The 18,702-nt window shown below is 63.9% G+C and carries 22 protein-coding genes and 1 pseudogene; 9 read left to right on the top strand and 14 right to left on the bottom strand.

Annotation, left to right across the window (positions count from 1 at the left end):
• Positions 1-30: 30 nt before the first annotated feature.
• From GBJ34_RS19385 to GBJ34_RS19360, 6 genes are all read right to left on the bottom strand, one after another.
• A complete protein-coding gene (locus tag GBJ34_RS19385) occupies positions 31-228 on the bottom strand; it encodes a hypothetical protein (protein WP_151720824.1) in 198 nt (65 codons plus the stop codon).
• Positions 229-627: 399 nt separating this feature from the next.
• A complete protein-coding gene (locus GBJ34_RS19380) occupies positions 628-1,047 on the bottom strand; it encodes a hypothetical protein (protein WP_226341286.1) in 420 nt (139 codons plus the stop codon).
• Positions 1,037-1,291 (bottom strand): type II toxin-antitoxin system prevent-host-death family antitoxin, encoded by a 255-nt coding sequence (locus GBJ34_RS19375; protein WP_151720823.1) that lies wholly within the window; start codon positions 1,289-1,291, stop codon positions 1,037-1,039. The genes GBJ34_RS19380 and GBJ34_RS19375 overlap by 11 nt, the downstream gene beginning before the upstream one ends.
• 103 nt (positions 1,292-1,394) lie before the next feature.
• Positions 1,395-2,576, bottom strand: a complete 1,182-nt coding sequence (gene bktB, locus GBJ34_RS19370; protein WP_151720822.1) for a beta-ketothiolase BktB — start codon at positions 2,574-2,576, stop codon at positions 1,395-1,397.
• Positions 2,577-2,579: 3 nt separating this feature from the next.
• On the bottom strand, positions 2,580-3,512 hold the full coding sequence (locus tag GBJ34_RS19365; protein WP_151720821.1) for an electron transfer flavoprotein subunit alpha/FixB family protein: 933 nt from the start codon (positions 3,510-3,512) through the stop codon (positions 2,580-2,582).
• Positions 3,512-4,273 (bottom strand): electron transfer flavoprotein subunit beta/FixA family protein, encoded by a 762-nt coding sequence (locus GBJ34_RS19360; protein ID WP_151720820.1) that lies wholly within the window; start codon positions 4,271-4,273, stop codon positions 3,512-3,514. Before GBJ34_RS19360 ends, GBJ34_RS19365 begins: the two co-directional genes overlap by 1 nt.
• Positions 4,274-4,456: 183 nt before the next feature.
• Here GBJ34_RS19360 and GBJ34_RS19355 point away from each other — a divergent pair, with 183 nt between their 5' ends.
• Positions 4,457-5,638, top strand: a complete 1,182-nt coding sequence (locus GBJ34_RS19355) for an MFS transporter (RefSeq protein WP_151720819.1) — start codon at positions 4,457-4,459, stop codon at positions 5,636-5,638.
• Here GBJ34_RS19355 and GBJ34_RS21280 read toward each other — a convergent pair.
• The 3 genes and pseudogenes from GBJ34_RS21280 to GBJ34_RS19340 all read right to left on the bottom strand — a co-directional run.
• Positions 5,609-5,839 (bottom strand): NIPSNAP family protein, encoded by a 231-nt coding sequence (locus tag GBJ34_RS21280; RefSeq protein WP_226341288.1) that lies wholly within the window; start codon positions 5,837-5,839, stop codon positions 5,609-5,611. The two genes, GBJ34_RS19355 and GBJ34_RS21280, sit on opposite strands and share 30 nt — an antisense overlap.
• Before the next feature lie 63 nt (positions 5,840-5,902).
• On the bottom strand, positions 5,903-6,589 hold the full coding sequence (locus tag GBJ34_RS19345) for an IS6 family transposase (RefSeq protein ID WP_151720818.1): 687 nt from the start codon (positions 6,587-6,589) through the stop codon (positions 5,903-5,905).
• Between the two features lie 71 nt (positions 6,590-6,660).
• Positions 6,661-6,978: pseudogene (locus GBJ34_RS19340) on the bottom strand (DUF2493 domain-containing protein); the annotation flags it as partial.
• 561 nt (positions 6,979-7,539) lie between these two features.
• Here GBJ34_RS19340 and GBJ34_RS19335 point away from each other — a divergent pair.
• From GBJ34_RS19335 to GBJ34_RS19325, 3 genes are read left to right on the top strand one after another with little or no spacing between them, the layout of a single operon-like run.
• On the top strand, positions 7,540-8,886 hold the full coding sequence (locus GBJ34_RS19335; RefSeq protein WP_151720817.1) for a hypothetical protein: 1,347 nt from the start codon (positions 7,540-7,542) through the stop codon (positions 8,884-8,886).
• Positions 8,883-9,410, top strand: coding sequence for a DUF2249 domain-containing protein (locus GBJ34_RS19330; protein WP_192931295.1), 528 nt, complete (start codon positions 8,883-8,885; stop codon positions 9,408-9,410). The genes GBJ34_RS19335 and GBJ34_RS19330 overlap by 4 nt, the downstream gene beginning before the upstream one ends.
• The gene (locus GBJ34_RS19325; RefSeq protein WP_151720816.1) at positions 9,403-9,678 is read left to right on the top strand and encodes a metal-sulfur cluster assembly factor; all 276 of its coding nucleotides are present in this window, start codon (positions 9,403-9,405) and stop codon (positions 9,676-9,678) included. The genes GBJ34_RS19330 and GBJ34_RS19325 overlap by 8 nt, the downstream gene beginning before the upstream one ends.
• Positions 9,679-9,723: 45 nt before the next feature.
• Here GBJ34_RS19325 and GBJ34_RS19320 read toward each other — a convergent pair whose 3' ends face one another.
• Positions 9,724-10,929, bottom strand: coding sequence for an NnrS family protein (locus tag GBJ34_RS19320; RefSeq protein ID WP_151720815.1), 1,206 nt, complete (start codon positions 10,927-10,929; stop codon positions 9,724-9,726).
• A 206-nt stretch (positions 10,930-11,135) separates the two neighbouring features.
• Between GBJ34_RS19320 and nirK the strand changes: the two genes are divergently transcribed.
• From nirK to GBJ34_RS19300, 4 genes are all read left to right on the top strand, one after another.
• The gene (nirK, locus tag GBJ34_RS19315; RefSeq protein WP_151720814.1) at positions 11,136-12,260 is read left to right on the top strand and encodes a copper-containing nitrite reductase; all 1,125 of its coding nucleotides are present in this window, start codon (positions 11,136-11,138) and stop codon (positions 12,258-12,260) included.
• A 96-nt stretch (positions 12,261-12,356) separates the two neighbouring features.
• A complete protein-coding gene (locus GBJ34_RS19310) occupies positions 12,357-13,175 on the top strand; it encodes an SUMF1/EgtB/PvdO family nonheme iron enzyme (RefSeq protein WP_151720813.1) in 819 nt (272 codons plus the stop codon).
• A gap of 107 nt (positions 13,176-13,282) precedes the next feature.
• On the top strand, positions 13,283-13,990 hold the full coding sequence (locus GBJ34_RS19305; RefSeq protein ID WP_226341285.1) for a Crp/Fnr family transcriptional regulator: 708 nt from the start codon (positions 13,283-13,285) through the stop codon (positions 13,988-13,990).
• 135 nt (positions 13,991-14,125) lie between these two features.
• Positions 14,126-14,563, top strand: coding sequence for a pseudoazurin (locus tag GBJ34_RS19300; RefSeq protein ID WP_151720812.1), 438 nt, complete (start codon positions 14,126-14,128; stop codon positions 14,561-14,563).
• Between the two features lie 6 nt (positions 14,564-14,569).
• Here GBJ34_RS19300 and GBJ34_RS19295 read toward each other — a convergent pair whose 3' ends face one another.
• On the bottom strand, positions 14,570-15,235 hold the full coding sequence (locus GBJ34_RS19295; protein ID WP_151720811.1) for an NnrU family protein: 666 nt from the start codon (positions 15,233-15,235) through the stop codon (positions 14,570-14,572).
• Positions 15,236-15,267: 32 nt separating this feature from the next.
• On the opposite strand from GBJ34_RS19295, the gene GBJ34_RS19290 reads away from it, so the two are divergent.
• Entirely contained in the window at positions 15,268-15,984 is a 717-nt protein-coding gene (locus GBJ34_RS19290; RefSeq protein WP_151720810.1) for a Crp/Fnr family transcriptional regulator, read from the top strand.
• Here the strand turns inward: GBJ34_RS19290 and GBJ34_RS19285 are convergent.
• The 3 genes from GBJ34_RS19285 to GBJ34_RS19275 are packed head-to-tail and all read right to left on the bottom strand — an operon-like array spanning position 15,977 to position 18,701.
• On the bottom strand, positions 15,977-16,222 hold the full coding sequence (locus GBJ34_RS19285; RefSeq protein WP_151720809.1) for a cytochrome C oxidase subunit IV family protein: 246 nt from the start codon (positions 16,220-16,222) through the stop codon (positions 15,977-15,979). The genes GBJ34_RS19290 and GBJ34_RS19285 overlap by 8 nt on opposite strands.
• Before the next feature lie 5 nt (positions 16,223-16,227).
• The gene (locus GBJ34_RS19280; RefSeq protein WP_151720808.1) at positions 16,228-16,764 is read right to left on the bottom strand and encodes a cytochrome c oxidase subunit 3; all 537 of its coding nucleotides are present in this window, start codon (positions 16,762-16,764) and stop codon (positions 16,228-16,230) included.
• Between the two features lie 14 nt (positions 16,765-16,778).
• Positions 16,779-18,701 (bottom strand): nitric oxide reductase activation protein NorD, encoded by a 1,923-nt coding sequence (locus GBJ34_RS19275; RefSeq protein WP_151720807.1) that lies wholly within the window; start codon positions 18,699-18,701, stop codon positions 16,779-16,781.
• Between the last annotated feature and the right edge of the window lies 1 nt (position 18,702).

Below are 18,702 nucleotides of genomic sequence, written 5' to 3'. Positions count from 1 at the left end.
AATGTCGGATTTAAAGGCAAGATATCATATTTAATGGCAAAGAAGCCCCATTGATTTCGTTGACTTTCGTATGCCGCTTTTAAGGGCTACGCGACAGCTCTCATCGCCATCGTATTCATCAGCGGGCATGGCGGCATGGCTGCCATCCCCGGCCTGAAACACGACGATCGAGACCATCAGCGTGGTGGCGAGGCTCGCGGCGAAGGCGGTGGCATCCTTCTTGGACATGGGACTGGCTCCTGTCTTTGGAGACGAGGGACCATCCCCCGCTCGACAGGCGCCCGAAGTGTCTGACCGGATCTGCAATCACCCTCGGGCGTTCGGACTCTTTCCGAATCCCCGAGGGCGGCACGCAAAGCGTCTAGCCGACCCCTTGCGGGTTGATTTCAAAGGGACGGATCAGACCAAGGTTAGCGAATGGAAGCGGGAATGGGGCATCGCATCGGACAGGAGCCGGATCCCGTCACAGGATATCGCTGCAGCCGCCAGCCCTGACACCACGCTGATCAGGGGGCGATGTGTTCAGGCTAAAGCGCAGACTTGCTCGCTGCCATTGATGAATACGGGGGGCCTGCCCATCGCCTTCCCCCCCCCGAGCAATGAGGCCCGAAAGCCCAACACCCGGCGCTATTTCGTGCGATCAACCAGGGCGGCACCACCGGATTTGACGAGCGCCAGCAGAGTGCCCCGCAACGTCGCCGTAAAGGCTGGACTGAACGCGCCAAGCGCCTTGCGATCGTCCCAGACATAGGATCTCTCGACAATGTCGGTGTTGATCTCGTCCAGCATGATCCATTTGCGCACATGGGTTTCCAGACCCACGCGCTGCGATTCAATCTGCGGAACCTCCAGCGCATAACGCCCTGCCAGAGGGGGCTGTGTCGTGATCGGCAGGATGAACACCACCGTCTCGCCCTCCTGTCGGGCGATGGTCACCGCAATGCAAACGGGTCGCTTCTTCCGGCCTTCGGTCTCACCGCTCGTTTCTTCCCGCTTCCAGAGGAACGGGTAGCGGAAGACCTCGCCTGCGGACGGTTTATGCGCCATCGGCGTCGAGATCCCGTTCCAGGCCCTCGATCATCAGCGCCTTCAGATCGCCGGGCATCTCGTCGATCATGTGGACCTGCTGGGTCGCACCCCGGGCGAGTTGCTGGTATTGATCCATGCTCATCAGAACGAACTTCGGCTTGCGGTGCTTTGTGATCGCCACCGGCGAGCGGATCGCCGCGTCGAAAAGCTCGCTCGTGTGCCGCGTCAGATCGGCGGCCTTGAATTCGGGAAGCTGTTGCATGCCGGTTTCTCCATTTTGACAGAATATACAGATATTCTGCATATTCTGCAAGTCTGGACTGAACAGACGATCCGCCTTCACCCGACCTGCCAAAAGTGATGCGCTAACACCGCTCCACGATCAGCGCGATGCCCTGTCCGCCGCCGATGCACATGGTCGCAAGGCCATATCGCCCGTTGCTGCGATGCAGCTCATGAATGAGCTTGACCAGAATGATCGCCCCCGACGCGCCGATAGGATGGCCCAGGGCCACTGCGCCGCCGTTTGGATTCACCTTTTCAGGGGCGAAACCCAATTCGCGGGCCACTGCGCAGGCCTGGGACGCAAAGGCCTCATTCGACTCAATCACGTCAAGGTTCGCTACCGTCAGACCGGCCCTCTCCAGCGCCTGCCGTGTCGCGGGCACCGGCCCCAACCCCATTACATCGGGCGCCACTCCGCCGAGGCCCGTGGCCAGAATCCGCGCCAATGGTCTGATGCCGCGCTCCTTTGCACAGGCTTCATCTATCAACACCAGCGCCGCCGCCCCGTCATTCAGCCCCGAGGCATTGCCCGGTGTGACGCTTCCGTTCTGCTGGAACGCAGGGCGCAGCTTGGTCAAATCTTGAAGCGTGACACCCGGCCGGACATGTTCATCCGTGTCGAAGACCTTTTCGGCTTTGCCCTGCCGGATGGTTATAGGCAAAATCTGACCCGTAAAGTGTCCCTCGGCAATGGCCGCTGCCGCACGGCGATGCGATTCAACGGCGAATGCATCCTGCTCGTCGCGCGAAATCCCCGAGCGGCTGGCGATGTTCTCGGCCGTTACCCCCATATGGCCATTGCCGAACGGATCGGTCAGCGCGCCAAGCATCATGTCCGTCGCGCTGACATCCCCCATCTTCTGGCCCACACGGATCTGGGTCATCAGATGGCCTGCCCGCGACATTCTTTCCGCGCCCCCCGCCAGCGCGACATCCACCTTGCCCAGCTCGATCTGCTCGGCCGCGCTGATCACCGCCTGCAGGCCCGAGCCGCAGAGCCGGTTCAGCGTCAGCGCCGGGGCTTCCGCCGGCACCCCCGCCCTGATCGCAGCGACGCGCGACAGATACATGTCCTCGGGCGCGGTATGGATCACATTGCCAAAGACCGTCTGGCCGACATCATCAGGCGTCAAACCCGAACGGGCAATGGCTTCGGCAGCGACGGCGGCGGCAAGCGCGCAGGGGCTGATCCCTGCCAGCGCCCCCCCGAAATCCCCGATGGCCGTCCGCACCGCCGAGACGATTACCACATTCCTTGTCACAGCTTAGCCCTCCAGTTTCGCGGTGAGTTCCGGGAGGATGGAGAAGAGGTCGCCGACGAGCCCGTAGTCTGCGACCTGGAAGATGGGGGCTTCTTCGTCCTTGTTGATGGCGACGATGACCTTGCTGTCCTTCATCCCCGCCAGGTGCTGGATCGCGCCCGAGATGCCGACGGCGACGTAAAGCTGCGGCGCCACGACCTTGCCGGTCTGGCCCACCTGCCAGTCGTTCGGCGCATAGCCCGAATCGACCGCCGCCCGGGACGCGCCCACGGCCGCGCCCAGCTTGTCCGCCAGCGCCTCGATCACCGCGAAGCTGTCCTTCGAGCCGACACCCCGGCCGCCCGAGACCACGATCCTGGCCGAGGTCAGCTCCGGCCGGTCGCTCGCCGCCACGCGGTCCTCGACCCAGGAGGACAGGCCCGTGCCCGCCGGGCCCGAGACGGCCTCAACCGCCGCGGAGCCGCCCGAAGGCGCCGCCGAGAAGGCCGCCGTCCGCACCGAGAACACCTTGACCTTGTCCCCGGACGTCACCGTCTGGATCGCATTGCCCGCGTAGATTGGCCGCTCAAAAGTTGACGAATCGATAACGGCCGTCACGTCCGAGATCACCATCACGTCCAGAAGGGCTGCCACGCGGGGCAGCAGGTTCTTGTTGAACGCGGTGGCCGCACCGGCGATGTGGCTGTAATCCTTCGACAAAGCCACGATCAGATCCGCCGTCGATTCCGCCAGCCCATGGCTGTAGGCCGCATCGCCGGCGACCAGAACCTTTGCCACGCCCGACAGGCCCGCCGCCTCGGCCGCGGCCGAATCGCTGCCCGCACCGGCCACCAGGACATGCACATCGCCCAGCGAAGCCACTGCCGTCAGGGCTTTGGCAACCGAATCGGTGGCAAGCTGCCCGTCATTCACATCCGCAATCAGGAGAACGGCCATCAGATCACCCCCGCTTCGTCTTTCAGCTTCGCAATCAGCTCATCGACCGAGCCGACCTTCACCCCGGCCTTGCGGCCCGCGGGTTCGACCGTCTTGACCACGGTCAGCCGCGGCGCGACGTCCACGCCATAATCGGCGGGGGTCTTGGTGGCCAGTGGCTTTGCCTTGGCCTTCATGATGTTCGGCAGCGACGCATAGCGCGGCTCGTTCAGCCGCAGGTCCACCGTGATGATCGCGGGCAGTTTCACGCTGATCGTCTGCAACCCGCCGTCCACTTCGCGGGTGACCTTCGCGGTCTCGCCTTCGATCGCCAGCTCGCTGGCAAAGGTGCCCTGCGCCCAGCCCAGAAGCGCGGCCAGCATCTGGCCCGTCGCGTTCATGTCATTGTCGATGGCCTGCTTGCCCGCCAGAACCAGGCCCGGGGCCTCGTCCTTCACCACCGCCGCCAGAAGCTTGGCCACGGCCAAAGGCTCGATATCGGTCTGAACATCCGCCGTGGCTTCGATCAGGATCGCCCGGTCTGCCCCCATGGCCAGTGCATTGCGCAACGTCTCCTGCGCCTGCTTCACGCCGATGGAGACCACCACCACCTCGGTCGCGATCCCCTTCTCCTTCAGACGAATCGCCTCCTCCACGGCAATTTCGTCAAAGGGGTTCATCGACATCTTCACATTCACAAGATCGACCCCGCTCCCGTCCGCCTTCACGCGAACCTTCACGTTGTAGTCGATCACTCTCTTGACAGGCACCAAGACCTTCATCACGAACTCCCGCATATGTCGGAGCCTCTATAGCGCCTTTGTCAGCGGAAGCTGACCGTGCCGACGCGTTTCCACAACCGTGATGAAGCACATGCATGATTGTTGCGCGGGCGCGCCCCGCCCCGCTTGCGCCGCTGGGGGGTTTGGCGCGGATTTGGTCATGCACCTCTGAAAGGAGTGATCATGACCATCCTGCAGCACAGGCTTGCGATGGTTGGCCTCGCCCTTGGCAATACGGCAATCGGGACACTTGCCTTTGTCGTCATCGGCATCCTCCCGGCCATTGCACAGGATTACCGCATCTCCGAAGCCAGCGCGGGGATGGTCTTCTCGATCTATGCAGGGGTCTATGCCATCAGTTCGCCCATTCTGATCGGGGCGACGGGACGGGTGCCGCGCAAGGTGATGCTGTGCCTGTCGCTTGCCCTGGCGGGGGTGGCGACGCTGGGATCTGCCTTTGCACCGACCCCCGGCCTTCTGCTGCTGAGCCGGTCGGTCGCGGCCCTGGGCGGGGGGATCTACACGCCGGTCGCGGCCGCCGTTGCCTATGCGCTCAGCGCGCCCGAGCGGCGCGGGCGGTCCCTTGCCACGGTATTCTTCGGATTGCAGATTTCACAGGCGGTCGGCGTTCCCCTTGGCGCGGTGATGTCAGACCAGTTCGGCTGGCCGGCCGCGTTCCTTCTGGCCTGCGGCATTGGCGGTGTGGCATTGGCCATCCTGATCGCCGCGCTTCCCCGGAAGATCATCACACCTGTACCGTCGCTGGCAAAATTCGCCCAGGCGTTGCGCAACCCGACCGGGCTGATGGCGGTTTCCGTCATGGGACTTCATTCCATGGCCATGATGGTGCCCTTGTCCTTCATTGCCGCGCTGGCGCTGGTCCGCGGCGACGCGCCGGGGCCGGTTCTGGCCTGTTTCGGGTTCGGCGGGCTGACCGGCGGGCTGATCATGGGGCGGATCACCCAGGCCATCGGGCCGGTGCGCGCGCGGCGGCGGGCGATCCTGGCGCAGGTCGTGATACTGCCGCTGTTCTCGCTGCCGCTGATCGGTCTGACCGCAGGCACCGCCCTCTTTCTGACGGCCGTGTTTCTGTGGGCCGTCCTGGCCACGCCGCTGATGATCCCGCAGCAGATGTTGTTGCTGGAGCGGGATCGGGAGCGGGGCGAGCTGATGCTGGGCCTGAACGGCACCGCAAACTATCTTGGTGTCGCGACCGGGGCCGCGATCGGCGGGGCGATCATGACGCTGGCCGGACCCTTCGCCCTGGGCCTTGCGGGCGCCGGCCTGGCACTGGTGGCGCTTGGTGCGGCAGCGGCAAGCGAGCGGATATACCGATCAGCGGATCGGCGAAAAGGCGGTGGGTGACAGGAAGCGCGCCTCCATCCGCAGGACATCGGCCGCGGTCCGCTCTAAAAACGCAAGCCAGACCGGATCGGCGTAAAGGGCGGCGCGCCGGGCGGCGCGGTCTGCGTGATCGGAAAAGCCCCACAGGTGAACAACCTGATTGAGTTCGCCGCTGTCGGTCGTGAAATACCCGAGAAGCCGGCCAAGATGCCTGCGGTGCAGGTCAAGCGCCGGTTCTGTCGCAAAGTTCTTCGGCAGGCGATATGCGCCATTTTGCGGTCAGAGTTACCCTGCCAGGGCCGCGAAGGTCTGGAAGGGAGAAACGTTGCCGTTGGCAATCTGCCCCTTGCGGATCATGTGGGCGACCTCGATGCCGGCTAAGGTTGCAGCGGCGGAATGGAGCGCCTTGAAGCCCATCATGGGCCGCGTGATCCGCTTGATGAAGCGGTGGTCCTGCTCCAGGATGTTATTGAGGTATTTCACCTGCCGCACCTCGACGATCTTACCGTCACCGGTGAGCTTCAGGGCAGTGTTGACCGCCTGCAGACCTGCGAGATTGGCACCGCTTTTGTCGATGACGATCCTCTCGGGGACGCCGTTCAACACAATGCACTTTCGGAAGAACCTTCGGGCCGCGGGGAGGTCACGGCGCTCGGACAACAGGAAATCAAGGGTTTGACCGTCCCGATCAACTGCTCTGTAAAGGTAGGTCCATTTTCCGCGCACCTTGATATAGGTCTCGTCTGCCCTCCAGGACATCACAGTTGGTCGCTTGCGGGCCTGAGCCTGCGAAGCCAGTTGCGATGAATACCGCACAACCCACCGGTTCAACGTGGCGTGGTCGACTGCAACGCCGCGTTCAGACATGATCTCTTCAAGTTCTCGGTAGGATACCGGATAGCGGACATAGAAGAACACCGCGAACAGAATGACGCTCCTCGGATACTGAGCTCCTTTGAAAGATATCGCCATCTTCGCGTACCCCGCTGCAAACGGCTCAATCTACCCCTATCAGACCTCGAGCGCAAAGTTGCGACAGAACCTTCCTGGATGCCGGTGCCGGGGTAGATGATGACGCCGATCGGCAGGCAGTCGAGCATCTGGTCATTGCGTTTAAAGGGCGCGGCTTTGGCGTGCTTGGTCCAGTCCGGTTTGAAGGCGACCTGCGGCACCTTGCGATTGCTGGCCCAGGTGGCGGCAATGCGCTCGGCCCCCTTCGGGCTGCCACCATGCATCAGCACCATGTCCGGATGTTTGACGTGGATCTGATCGAGACGGTCCCAGATCGTGCGGTGATCGGTGGTATCGCCGCCCGAGAAGGCAACCTTCGGCCCCTGCGGCACCAGCATCTCGGTCTCCGCGATGGGCACGGCGACCTCAGGAAAGGCTGTCTTGAAACCGCATTTCGGAAGACGCGACAGACTGATCCATCAAGCTATTGCTTGGACAGAACACCTTGGCTCAAGGACCGCCCTGGGCACCTGAAGCCGATCTGGCTGCCTGGTCTCTTTCGCGGTGCGACGCGGGTGGCGCAGTCCCCTTCGTCCGGTACAGTCTCTCCCCCGTGCTCTTATCCGGCACCAGTGGGCAGAGCGTATCGGTCCCGGCCTCTGACGCCACGATCATCACATACTCCGGCATCCGGGCAAAGATCCAGATGCGCAATGTAGCCCCTCCAACTGCTGGCTTGCCGCTCACGCGCCACTCTTTTCCATGCGGCAAACAGGAGATGCCCATCTTTGCGGACCTTCAGCCCTTTGCCACTGTGCTGGCGGGCACAGGCGCGCCGTCCCGTTCTGCCGACCGCCTGCGCAAACCGGGCCTTGTGTCATTTCCCGCGCTCTTGCGCGTCTGTTTGATGCGGCGCAATGACGCTGCTTAGCATCCTTGTATCCTCGGGACTGGATTTCCGAGGGAAGAGGATGCTGGGAAAGTCACTTTCACCCTGGACGCTGAGCTGGTTCGGAGCCGCGATGATCGCGCTCTTGCTGTCGCTCCTGCTTGCCCTGGCGACGGGGATCGGACCGGAAAATCTCGACCGGCCAGAGGCGCTGGCCATCGTGCATCTCTTTGCCCTTGGCTGGTTGACACAGGTCATGCTGGGGGCGCTGGTGCAATTCGTGCCGGTTCTGGCCGCCCGCCCCCTGGCCTTTTCGCGCCTTGCGCTGCCTGCCTTGCTCTGCTCGTGCTTCGGCACAGTGACACTGGCGGGCGGATTTCTCAGCCTTGACGGCTATGAGATTGCCCGGCCCTTCTTTCTGCTGGGACCGGTTGCTCTGGGGCTCAGCTTTGCGATGCTGGCAGTAATGATCCTGTCGACCCTGATCACCCGACAAACCCTGCGCCTGCCCGAGGTCAGGATGGTGATTGTCGCGCTGGCCGGGCTCGCCGGTCTGTGGCTGAGCGGGGCCGCGATGGTCTCGACCCTGACGGGCAGCCACCTCGCGGTTGATATAAGCCAGGCACTTCCCCTGCATATGCTGTTCGGAATCGGCGGGTTCCTGACTTTTGCGGCCTGCGGCGTCAGCTATAAGCTCTTTGCCATGTTCCTGCTGGCCCCTGAAGCCGCCAGCTGGCAGCGCCGCGCAGTATTTTCCCTGGCGGCGCTGATGGCAGGGCTGATGCTGACCGGGCTTGTCATGCTCGCGGGGGCTGGCAGCCTGGCCCCCCTGTTGATCGGAGTTTGCGCGATCTCCCTGGTGGGATGCGCGCTCTATCTCGACGATGTCCGTCGCCTCTGGCGCGCGCGCAGACGCCCCGTCCCCGAGCTGAACATGTCCTGGAGCCGGGTGGCGCTCGGCTTCCTCGCGCTTTCGGTGCTGCTTTTGCCCTTTGCGGTCTGGCAAGGCGGCGCGCTGGCCCGGGCCAGCGTCTTCGCGGCGCTTGTGGGTTGGCTGTCGACACTGACCCTTGCGCAGATGATCCGCATCACCGCCTTCCTGACCTGGATCCAGGTTTTCGCGCCGCTGATCGGGCGGCGCAAGGTACCTGTCGTGCAAAGCCTGACCCATCCGCGCCGCGCGGGCCTCGCGCTGACGATCTGGAGCCTCTCTGCCGGGATAGGCACGCTTTCGCTCGCAACCGGCTTTCACACGGGCTTTCGTCTCGCGCTTTGCGGCCTGCTGATTGCCGCAACACAGATCCTGTGCGAGCTGGGCGCGATCCGCTGCCTCTCACATCTGTCACCACCCGAACGCCCAGCACGCCTGCCGCCCCTGATCCTGCCAAACTTTATGAAACCCCCGCATTCCGGAGAGACCCAGATATGACAATGCCCCCTCCCCATGAGCTTGATGTCCGCCCGATTCTTGCCCGTGGCGAAGAACCATTCGGAGCCATTATGGCGGCGATTGATGCGCTCGAACCCGGCCAGGCGCTGCGGATGCTGGCGCCGTTCCGGCCCGCGCCCCTCTTCAAGGTCATGGCCAATCGTGGTTTTGACTGCGCCGACCGACGGCGTGACGATGGCGTCTGGGAGGTGACTTTTACCCCCCAGGGTGACGGTCTTCAGGATGCGGGCATGGCGCCGGGGTCGGCCCCCGGTGCCGGTTTCTGGCCCGATCCGGTGCTGGAGCTGGAGCTGATCGGGCTGGAACCGCCCGAGCCGATGGTGCGTATCCTCGAAGAGGTCACGCTGCTGGAACCCGGCCAGGTTCTGTTTGCGCTCCTTGACCGGGAGCCGATGTTTCTCTTCCCTGAACTGGCGCAGCGCGGCCATGAATGGGCGGGGAATTACGCAGGCGATGGCCAGAGCTACCGGCTGATGGTGCGGGCGGGGGCGAAGGATGACTGACGCGCTGCATCAGGCGCTGCGCGGGGTTTGCGACCCGGAAACCGGGCGCGACCTGATCGCGATGGGCATGATTTATGAGGCGCGGCTCGACGGCACTTCCGCCCATGTCACCATGACCACCACGACGCGCGGCTGCCCTTTGACCGAGATGCTGCGCCTCGGCGTCGAGGCGGCGTTGCTGGCAATACCGGGGATCAGCGCGGCCGAGGTCAGCCTCACCTGGGATCCGCCCTGGACACCCGACCGGATGGAACCGCTGAGCTTCTGAACGAAAAAGGGCAGCCATAGCTGCCCTTTTTGATACCTGCCCTGATCAGGCGCTATCCCCGCGCGGCTTCCTGCGGACAAGGATCAGCATCGGGCCATATTCTAGGATGAAGAGGCCAAAGGCGAGGATCCAGAGCGCCCCCGAGGCCTCCATCACATGCGGCCAGCCTGTCAGATCCGCCAGGGGCCGCGCCAGCGCCGCCGCGAAAAGGCTCAGATAGGAGGCCACCGTCAGCCTTGTCGCGGTCAGAGGTCTGCCGGTATGGCCCCGCGTCGCCCGTGTCATCACCGCCAGCATCATCGTGGCGATCACACCGACCGTCAGCACATGCAGCGCCGAGACCGGTTGGATCACCCCGAGCGTGGCCAGGGCGATGGCAATCAGCCCGAGCGGCATGAAAGCATAGGCGAGATGCAGCACCAGAAGCAGCCCTTCCGCCCTGACCGACGCCCCGCGCCAGCGCATCAGCCGCGCCATGTTCAACGCCCCCGCAACCAGCGCGGGCGCGGCGATCAGGCGTTCTTCGGGCGCGAAGACCCATGCCGCCAGCACGAGGACCGAAAAGACGATTACCCCCATGTCAAAGCGGTTATAAGCCACCGGCATCAGGCTCACCCCGCGCTGGTTCAGCCAGTTGCGGGTGAAGCTCGGGATGATGCGGCCGCCGATGATCAGGATTAGCGCCACATAGCCCGCCACTGCTCCGCGCAGCCACAGATGCGGGTCGCCGCCCAGATGCAGCGACAGGTGAAAGCCGAGATTGCCGAGGCAGATCGCAAACACTCCCGCCAGCACCTTCAGGTCATTCCATTTGCGGCCCCGGATGATCTCTCGCGCGCAAAGCGCAAGGAAGACGGGCAGGAAGGCTGCATCCAGCACCGAGGCGAGTGCGGTGCCCGTCACGCCCGCGCAGGCCATGGCGATGCGACCGGCCAGCCACAGGGCAACCAGCCCGATCAGCGGTCGGCCCGAGACCGGCAGGCTGCCGGTCCAGTTCGGGATCGCCGTCAGCAGGAACCCCGCCAATACGGCAGGCGCAAAGCCGAAGACCATCTCATGCGCGTGCCAGAGCGCCGCGCCGAAATCACCGCCCAAAGGCAGCCCCTTCGCCAGCGCGAGGATCCACAAGATCATGGTCAGCACGGCCCAGACCGCGCCGCCAAGGAAGAAGGGGCGGAACCCATAGGACCAGATCGCGAGCCCGTCCTGTTTCAGGCCGCGCGGGATACGGGGGCGTTTTGAGTCGGTCATGGTGCTGGTTCTTTCGGTGCCCTGGGCGATTTGTCCAACAGCTAGAGCGGAAATCTCTCTGCTCTTTGTGCTGTCGCAAGCAAGGAGGCAGTTCACGGGGCAAAGGTTGATCCGGCTCAACGAAGGGGGCGCAAGACCAGGGCATGATTGGCTTAACCGGATCAGAACCGGAACCAATTCAGTGACATGAGCGAAAGGAACCAGCCATGCCCACACTGCCCGTAAGCCGCCGCACCATCCTTGCAGGCGCCGCCATTGCAGGCGCGATGACCCAGATCCGCAAGGCCGCCGCCGAGACGAAAGAGGTGCTGACCCCGGTGGTCGCGACCGACATCACCAGCCTGCCGCGCGTGAAGGTCAAGCTGGTTGATCCGCCCTTTGTCCATGAACATGAACAGGTCGCGACCGGCGGCCCGAAAGTGGTCGAATTCGAGATGACCATCATCGAGAAGAAGATCACCCTTGATGACTCTGGCGCGACCTATTGGGCCTCGACCTTCAACGGCACGGTGCCGGGGCCGCTGATGGTGGTGCATGAGGGGGATTATGTCGAACTCACGCTGATCAACCCGGCCTCGAATGAGCTGATGCACAATATCGACTTCCACAGCTCGACCGGCGCGCTTGGCGGCGGGGCGCTGACCCAGGTGAACCCGGGCGAAAAGACGGTGCTGCGCTGGAAGGCCACGAAACCGGGCGTCTTTGTCTATCACTGCGCCCCTCCGGGCATGGTGGCCTGGCATGTCGTCTCGGGGATGCATGGCGTCATCATGGTGCTGCCGCGCGACGGGCTGAAAGGCCGCGAGGGCGAGCCGGTGAAATATGACAAGGTCTATTACATCGGCGAACAGGATTTCTATGTGCCGCGCGACGAGGCCGGCAACTGGAAGCAATATGACAGCCCCGGCGAAAGCTATGAGGATACGCTGGCTGTGATGCGCACGCTGACACCCACCCATGTCGTGTTCAACGGCGCGGTGGGTGCCCTGACCGGCGACCATGCGATGAAGGCGAAAGTCGGCGAGACGGTCGCCTTCATCCATGGTCAGGCGAACCGCGACACGCGGCCCCACCTGATCGGCGGGCATGGCGATTATGTCTGGGCGACCGGCAAGTTCAACAACCCGCCCGAGCGGGGGCTGGAAACCTGGTTCATTCCCGGCGGGACCGCTGGCCTGATGGTCTATACTTTCGAACAGCCCGGGGTTTACGCCTATGTGAACCACAATCTGATCGAGGCCTTCGAGCTTGGCGCCGCCGCCCATGTGGTGGTCGAGGGCGAATGGAATGACGATCTGATGATGCAGGTCCTGCCCCCCAGTCCGATCTGACCCACTCCGATCTGACCGGGGCCGATCTGATCCGCCCACATCCCCACCCGCTGCGCAGGCCATGTGCAGCGGACCATCTTCCACGGGAGATCTGCCATGCAAATCGGCACCCTGTTCCTTTCGGGCGTCGTGACCGCCCTTACGGGCCTCTTGCCGCTCGCGCTGCCCGGAACGGCCAGCGAACCCTTGCCGGAGGGGCCTCGGGTGGTGCGGCTCGACCCTCAGCCGTTTGAACATCGCATCGATGGCGACTGGCAAAGGAACGGCCTGCCCGCAGATGCGCCAATGGCTGTCGTCTCGATCCCGGCTCCGGTCGAGATCATGGCGGTCCCGGTCAGCCATGCCGACTGGATGGACTGTGTGGTGGCAGGTGCCTGCGCGGCCCCCGGCCAGATCGCCGCACAGCCCGATCTGCCGGTCACGGCGGTGAACTGGTATGATGCTCAGGCCTACGCCGCCTGGCTCTCGGAGCAGACCGGCGAGGTCTGGCGGCTTCCGACTGATGTCGAATGGGCCCATGCGGCAGCAGAGATGTTTCGCGATGATGCGCTTGGGGTCGAGAGCGATCCCGCCAACCCCGCCGTGCGCTGGCTGGCGGAATATCAGCTTGAATCGGCGCGCTCGCGCGATCTGGACCGTGAAATCCGGCCAGTGGGAAGCCTGAACGTCAATTCGCTGGGGGTGCATGATATCGGCGGCGCGGTCTGGGAATGGACCTCGACCTGCCTGCGCCAGGGCGAGATTGATGCAAGCGGCGCAATCCTGCGCGAGACGGAAAGCTGCGGCATCTATATCGCCGAAGGTCTGCACCGGGCCGCGATCATCGACTTTGTCCGCGATCCGAAATCCGGTGGCTGCTCGGTCGGTGTGCCGCCTGCCAATCTCGGATTTCGTTTGGTGAGAGAGGTAATCTGAGCCGGGTCTGCCCGGATGCGGGAGCCTCCGGCGGGAGTATTTGGGTCAAGAGGAAGATCAATGCTTTGCTTTTGCCACGTTTTGCGGCACCGAAGGGAAAGGTCTGAGTGAAAGCGCAAAGCGTGGCGATCGACATTTCTCTGGTGCGGAATCTTCCGCTGTTCCGGCAGATGGAACCGGCGGCGCTGACGCGTCTGATGGTGCGCGCGACGCCTGTGCGGATCTTGCAGGGCGATACCGTCTTTGAACAGGGCGGCAAGGCGGTGGCATTTTACCTGCTGCTGCATGGGCGGCTGAAGGTCAGCCAGGTCACGCCCGATGGCCAGCAGGTCATGGTGCGGGTGGTGCATCCCGGTGATCTTTTCGGCTTTGCCCGCGCGCTGGCGCGACCGGATTACCCCGGCACCGCAAAGGCTGCGGTGGAATCGCTGGTGATCTCCTGGCCGATGGCCGACTGGGATGCGGTGGTGGAAAACAATCCCCGCCTTGCGATAAATGCGATGCAGACCATCGGGCAGCGGCTGGATGAGGCGCATACACGCCTGCGCGAGATGTCGACCCAGGAAGTGGAACGCCGCGTCGCCCATGCCGTTTTGCGCCTGGCCGAAAAGGCGGGCCGGATCGAGGCGGCAGGCACCCGCATTGATTTTCCGATCACCCGTCAGGACATCGCCGAGATGACCAGCACCACGCTGCACACCGTTTCGCGGCTGCTCTCCTCCTGGGAAAGTCAGGGGCTGGTCGAGGGGGGGCGGCAAAAGCTGACCGTGGTTGATGCAGCAGGCCTTGCGAAGATCGCCGATCCCGAAGCGTGATCTGCAACGTAAAGATGCGTCGGAGATGTTTCTCTTCGGCCTTGTTTGCGTTCGATCAAAGTAGCCTCTCCGAATCCTGTCTAAAATCCTTTGCAACGGGTCGAGGATTTCGGCCCGATTGACCGGAGATCTGACATGAAACTTGCCACCCTTCTCGCCGCTCCCGCTTTCGTTCTTGCGCTCGCAGGGGCAGGCTTTGCCGCCGAACATGAAGTCCATATGCTGAACAAGGGCGAAGCCGGCACCATGGTGTTCGAGCCCGCCTTCGTGAAGGCCGAACCCGGCGATACCATCCATTTCATCCCGACCGACAAGAGCCATAATGTCGAGGCGATCAAGGATATCCTGCCCGAGGGGGTCGAGGTCTTCAAAAGCAAGATCAGCGAGGAATATACACTGACCGTGACCGAGGCGGGGCTTTATGGCGTGAAATGCACGCCGCATTTCGCCATGGGCATGGTGGCGCTGATCCAGGTCGGCGATGCGCCCGCCAATCTTGAGGCCGCCAAAACCGCCAAAATGGCCAAGAAAGCCCGTGAGCGGATGGATGCGGCCATCGCCCAGGTGCAGTGACCTGCCTTAAGGCAGCGGCGACACACCGATGACATGCGGATGGGCGGCAAGCACTGCCGCCCATATTACTGCGAAAATCAGCAGTCTCGGCAGCGTCACGGCAGCCGCCAACCGCAGGGGCTGCGGCAGGTTCGCGGTGCCGAGCGCCAGGCGGTACCACTCCGCCTCGCCCATCTCGCGGCGACGGCGGCGGTCCAGCAGCCCCATCCCCATGAGGCAGAAAATGGCAAAGGCCCCGAAGAGGATCACATGCGCCAGATCGCCATTCACGAGGAGATGCGCGCCCGACCAGAGAAACAGCGCCCACAAAAGCGGGTGGCGCGCAAAGCCCGCGATCCCCGGGCGGGCCGGATCAAAGCCGGTGCGGCGGCCACCAAAGCTCAGCGGATTGGGGCGGCCTGCGGCCAGCACCAGGATCAGAAGCGCCACAGGCATCACCAGATTGGCCGCCCAACGCATCCAGGGGTATTGCGGCCAGACCTCGACATAGGGGGCCTGGCCTGCCGCGATCACCACCCAGACCAGCACGGCCAGAGATATCGTGCCAAAGACCGCACCATAGCCCGCCCGGCCGAGCCGCTGTTTCAGCCCGGCCTTTACCGCAGGTATCGCCGGGACCGCGTGGCTCGCGAAAAACGCCGCCAGTGCCAGTGCAAAGTTCAGCCAGTCCATATGCCGTCTCCCTGCCTGAAAGGCCGTTCCCCATGCGCCCGACCCTGACCCCGCTGCATCGCAGGATCGCCTGCCAGTCGCGGCTGTTTTCCAGTCTGCCGCCCGAGATCGCCGCGCGGCTGCTGGACACCGCGCATGTCAAAAAGCTCAGACGCGGGCAAGCGCTGTTCCATCATGGCGACACCGCACATTCGATCCATATCGTGACCGAGGGCTGGGTGAAGCTCTACCGGATCGCGCCGAATGGCGCCGAGGCGGTGGTCGGTGTGATGACACGCGGCCAGAGCTTTGGCGAGCCGATTGCGCTGCGCCGGGCTGCCTATCCGGTCTCGGCCGAGGCGACAACAGCGGGTGAGGTGCTGGCGGTTCCGGCGCAGGCCTTCCTTGATCTTTTGCAGGCGCATCCGGAGACCGCAATCTCGGTCCTCTCGGCGACATTCCTGCATTTGCAGGGGCTTGTGGAACAGATCGAGCAGCTGAAGGCGCGGTCCGGCGCGCAGCGGGTGGCGGAGTTCCTGCTGGAGCTGTGCCCCGAAGGCGCGCAAAGCGCGACCGTGCGGCTGCCCTATGACAAGGCGCTGATCGCCGGTCGGCTGGGGATGAAGCCCGAAAGCCTCAGCCGCGCATTCGCCCGGTTGCGCGATTTCGGGGTGGTGGTTACGCAGACAAGTGCGGCGATTGCTTCGGTCACCGCGCTCCAGGCGCTGGCCCATGATGACGGATCGGGCACGCTCAGCCGCGCTATCTGACAAGTAGCGCATAGCCCACCCCTGTCACCAGAAACCAGATCCCGATCGGCAGGGTGAAAGCCGCAAGCCAGCCCGGAGCCGCGCCCAGATGCAGGAAACGGCCAAGGATCAGCCGTGCCTTGAGGAAGGCCAGCGCCAGAACAAGGATCACCGCCAGCCGGCCACTGACACCTGCCAGTGCGGCGGTGGCCGCCGTCAGACCGATCAACAGTGCCCAGGTTTTCGTCAACACATCCATGATCATCACCAGATCAGCCAGACCGCGGGCAGGATCATCACCCAGATGAGATCCACCATATGCCAGAACATCGCCCCCGCCTGCACCGGCGCAGACGCGGCGCGGTATGCCACCAGCAAAAGGACCACGATGCCCGCAATCACATGCGCGGCGTGAAAGCCGCTCAGAAGGTAATAGAAGGTAAAGAACGGGTGGCTGTCGATGCCGATCCCGGCCTGAATATCATGGGCATATTCCACGCCTTTCACGATCAGAAAGACCACACCGCCAAGCGCGGCGAGCAAAAGCCCCCGCCGCGCCGCGCGTGGGCGTCCATGGGCCGCATCACGTTCGGCCCGCGCCGCAAAAAGCCCCGATGTCACCAGCACAACCGTGTTCAGCGCCGCCATCCGACCGTCAAGCTGGCTTTGCGCAGTGGCAAAACCCTCCGGATCCAAAAGGCCGAGGATAACCATGACCGAGACCCCGGCCATGAAGACCGCAAGTTCCGAGACGATCAGCACCCAGAGGATCAGCTCCCCCGGCAGGTCGTCGATTGTCATGGGGCGCGCCGCCATCACAGCACCAGCTGGCGGTAGATTTCAGGGAGCGCGGTGATCAACCGGTCCGGCTCGCGGATCACCTGGAACCCGCCCTGGCCGAAGATCCTCGGGAACCAGCTTTGGGCGGCGCGGTCGATGGTGATGCCGAATACCGCATGACCTGCGCGCCGCGCCGCACGCACGGCCATGGCGCTGTCCTCGATGCCGTGACGGCCCTCGTAATGGTCGAGGTCGTTGGGCTTGCCGTCCGTGATCACGATCAGCAATCGACGCGAACGGCCTTCCTCGGCAAGCCCGTGCGAGGCATGGCGGATCGCGGCACCAAGGCGGGTGTAGAAGCCGGGGCGCAACGCATGGATGCGCGCCTCGATCCCCTGCCCCATCGGTTCGTCAAAGCTCTTGCAGTCATGGATCCAGACACGGTCGCGTTTCAGGGACGAAAAGCCCTGAATGGCGAAACGGTCGCCGCAGGCGTCAAGCCCCCAGGCCAGCGCCGTCAGCGCCTCACGCGCGATGTCGATCACGGCGCGGCCCGTGACGGCGCTTTCGGTCGAGCGCGAGACATCCATCAAGATCGAGACCGCGAGATCGCGGTTTTGCGGCCTTGATTGCTGCCAGATCCGGTCGGATCCGCGCCCTGTTGCGCGCAGATCGGTGGCACTGCGCAAGGCCGCGTCAAGGTCGAGATCCTCGCCTTCGGGTTGTGCATGATGGGTCAGCTTCGCCGGGCGCAGGGCCTCGAATTGCCGTTTTACGGCGCGGATGCGTTTCAGGGCGGCCAGATCAGTGATCCCCTGCCAGTCGGGCAGCGGTTCGGTCTTTGCCGCCAGCACGCGGCAGTGATCGGGCAGATACGCATTCGCCCGCGCATCCCATTCGGGATAGGTCGAGACCCCGGCGATGCGTTCACGATCCACATCCTCGGGGGCAAGATCGAGATGCAGTTTCAGTTTCGTTGCGGGCGCTTTCGACAGCTGGCCCAACACGATTTCCTCATGGTCCTCAGCGGCCTTTTTCGCATTGTCGAGATCATCATCCTCGACCCGGCGATTGATGTTCATCATCTCGGCCCAGGTCAGCATGGCCTCGAATTTATAGAGGATCAGGCTGTCTTTACGCTCCACCTGATCGGCCTTCATCCGCCGCGCTTTGCGGGCGGAACCGTCACCCGATTCCTCGGGCGTGCCTTGCGTCGGCAGCGTCGCGATCTCGGTCGGGCTGCCGCGCGAAAGCCGTCTGAGATCCGGCCAGAGCGGCACCGGCAGGAAGGGGCGGTAGCTTTTTGGCGCCTGCCAATGGGCGGGCGGGTCGTCGCAATGCAGCAAAAGATCGGGCTCAAACGCGGCGATGTCGCCAAGCAGATGCCGGACCAGCCCCTCGATATGCGCCTCGGTGCCGCGCAACATGGGGCGCTGACGCAGGGCCAGATGCGCCGCGCAAAGCCGTTTATGCAATGCTGCCAGTCCCGGCGCGGCGGCGAGCGTGGCGCGGGTCATCACCATCCCTGCCCGGATCGCCGCCAGATCTGCGCGCAGCGCGTCGGTTTCCGGCGCAATGTCAGGCGCATGGGCGGCGGCGGCGGCCAGCCAGAGATAGAGCGCTGCATTGTCGTCGCGGTCGGGAAAGACCGCGATTTCGACGGGCAGGCGCAGGGCCTCACCGTCGAAACTGGCGCGGGGTAGCTGTTCGGCATCAAAGGCCAGCCAGCGCCGCCAGGAAATCCGGTGGCGCGAGGTCTCATCCGCCACCGGTTTCAGCTCCACATCGGCATCCCCACCAAGGCCGCGAAACAGCACGGCGATCCGGCCGCGCATCTCGTCAAACCGCACGGCCGCCTCGTGAAAGCGCTGTGGCGGGTCCATACGGGCGGCCAGCCGGTGCCAGAGTTTGCCGACGGTTTCCTCTGGCTCCCAGGGCGTGATGTCGAGAAGCGCCATG

Source organism: Gemmobacter serpentinus, from assembly GCF_008973825.1.
Classification (GTDB): Bacteria; Pseudomonadota; Alphaproteobacteria; order Rhodobacterales; family Rhodobacteraceae; genus Gemmobacter; species Gemmobacter serpentinus.
Note: the sequence above shows the minus strand (reverse complement) of the source record. Positions and strands in the feature narration are given on the sequence as shown.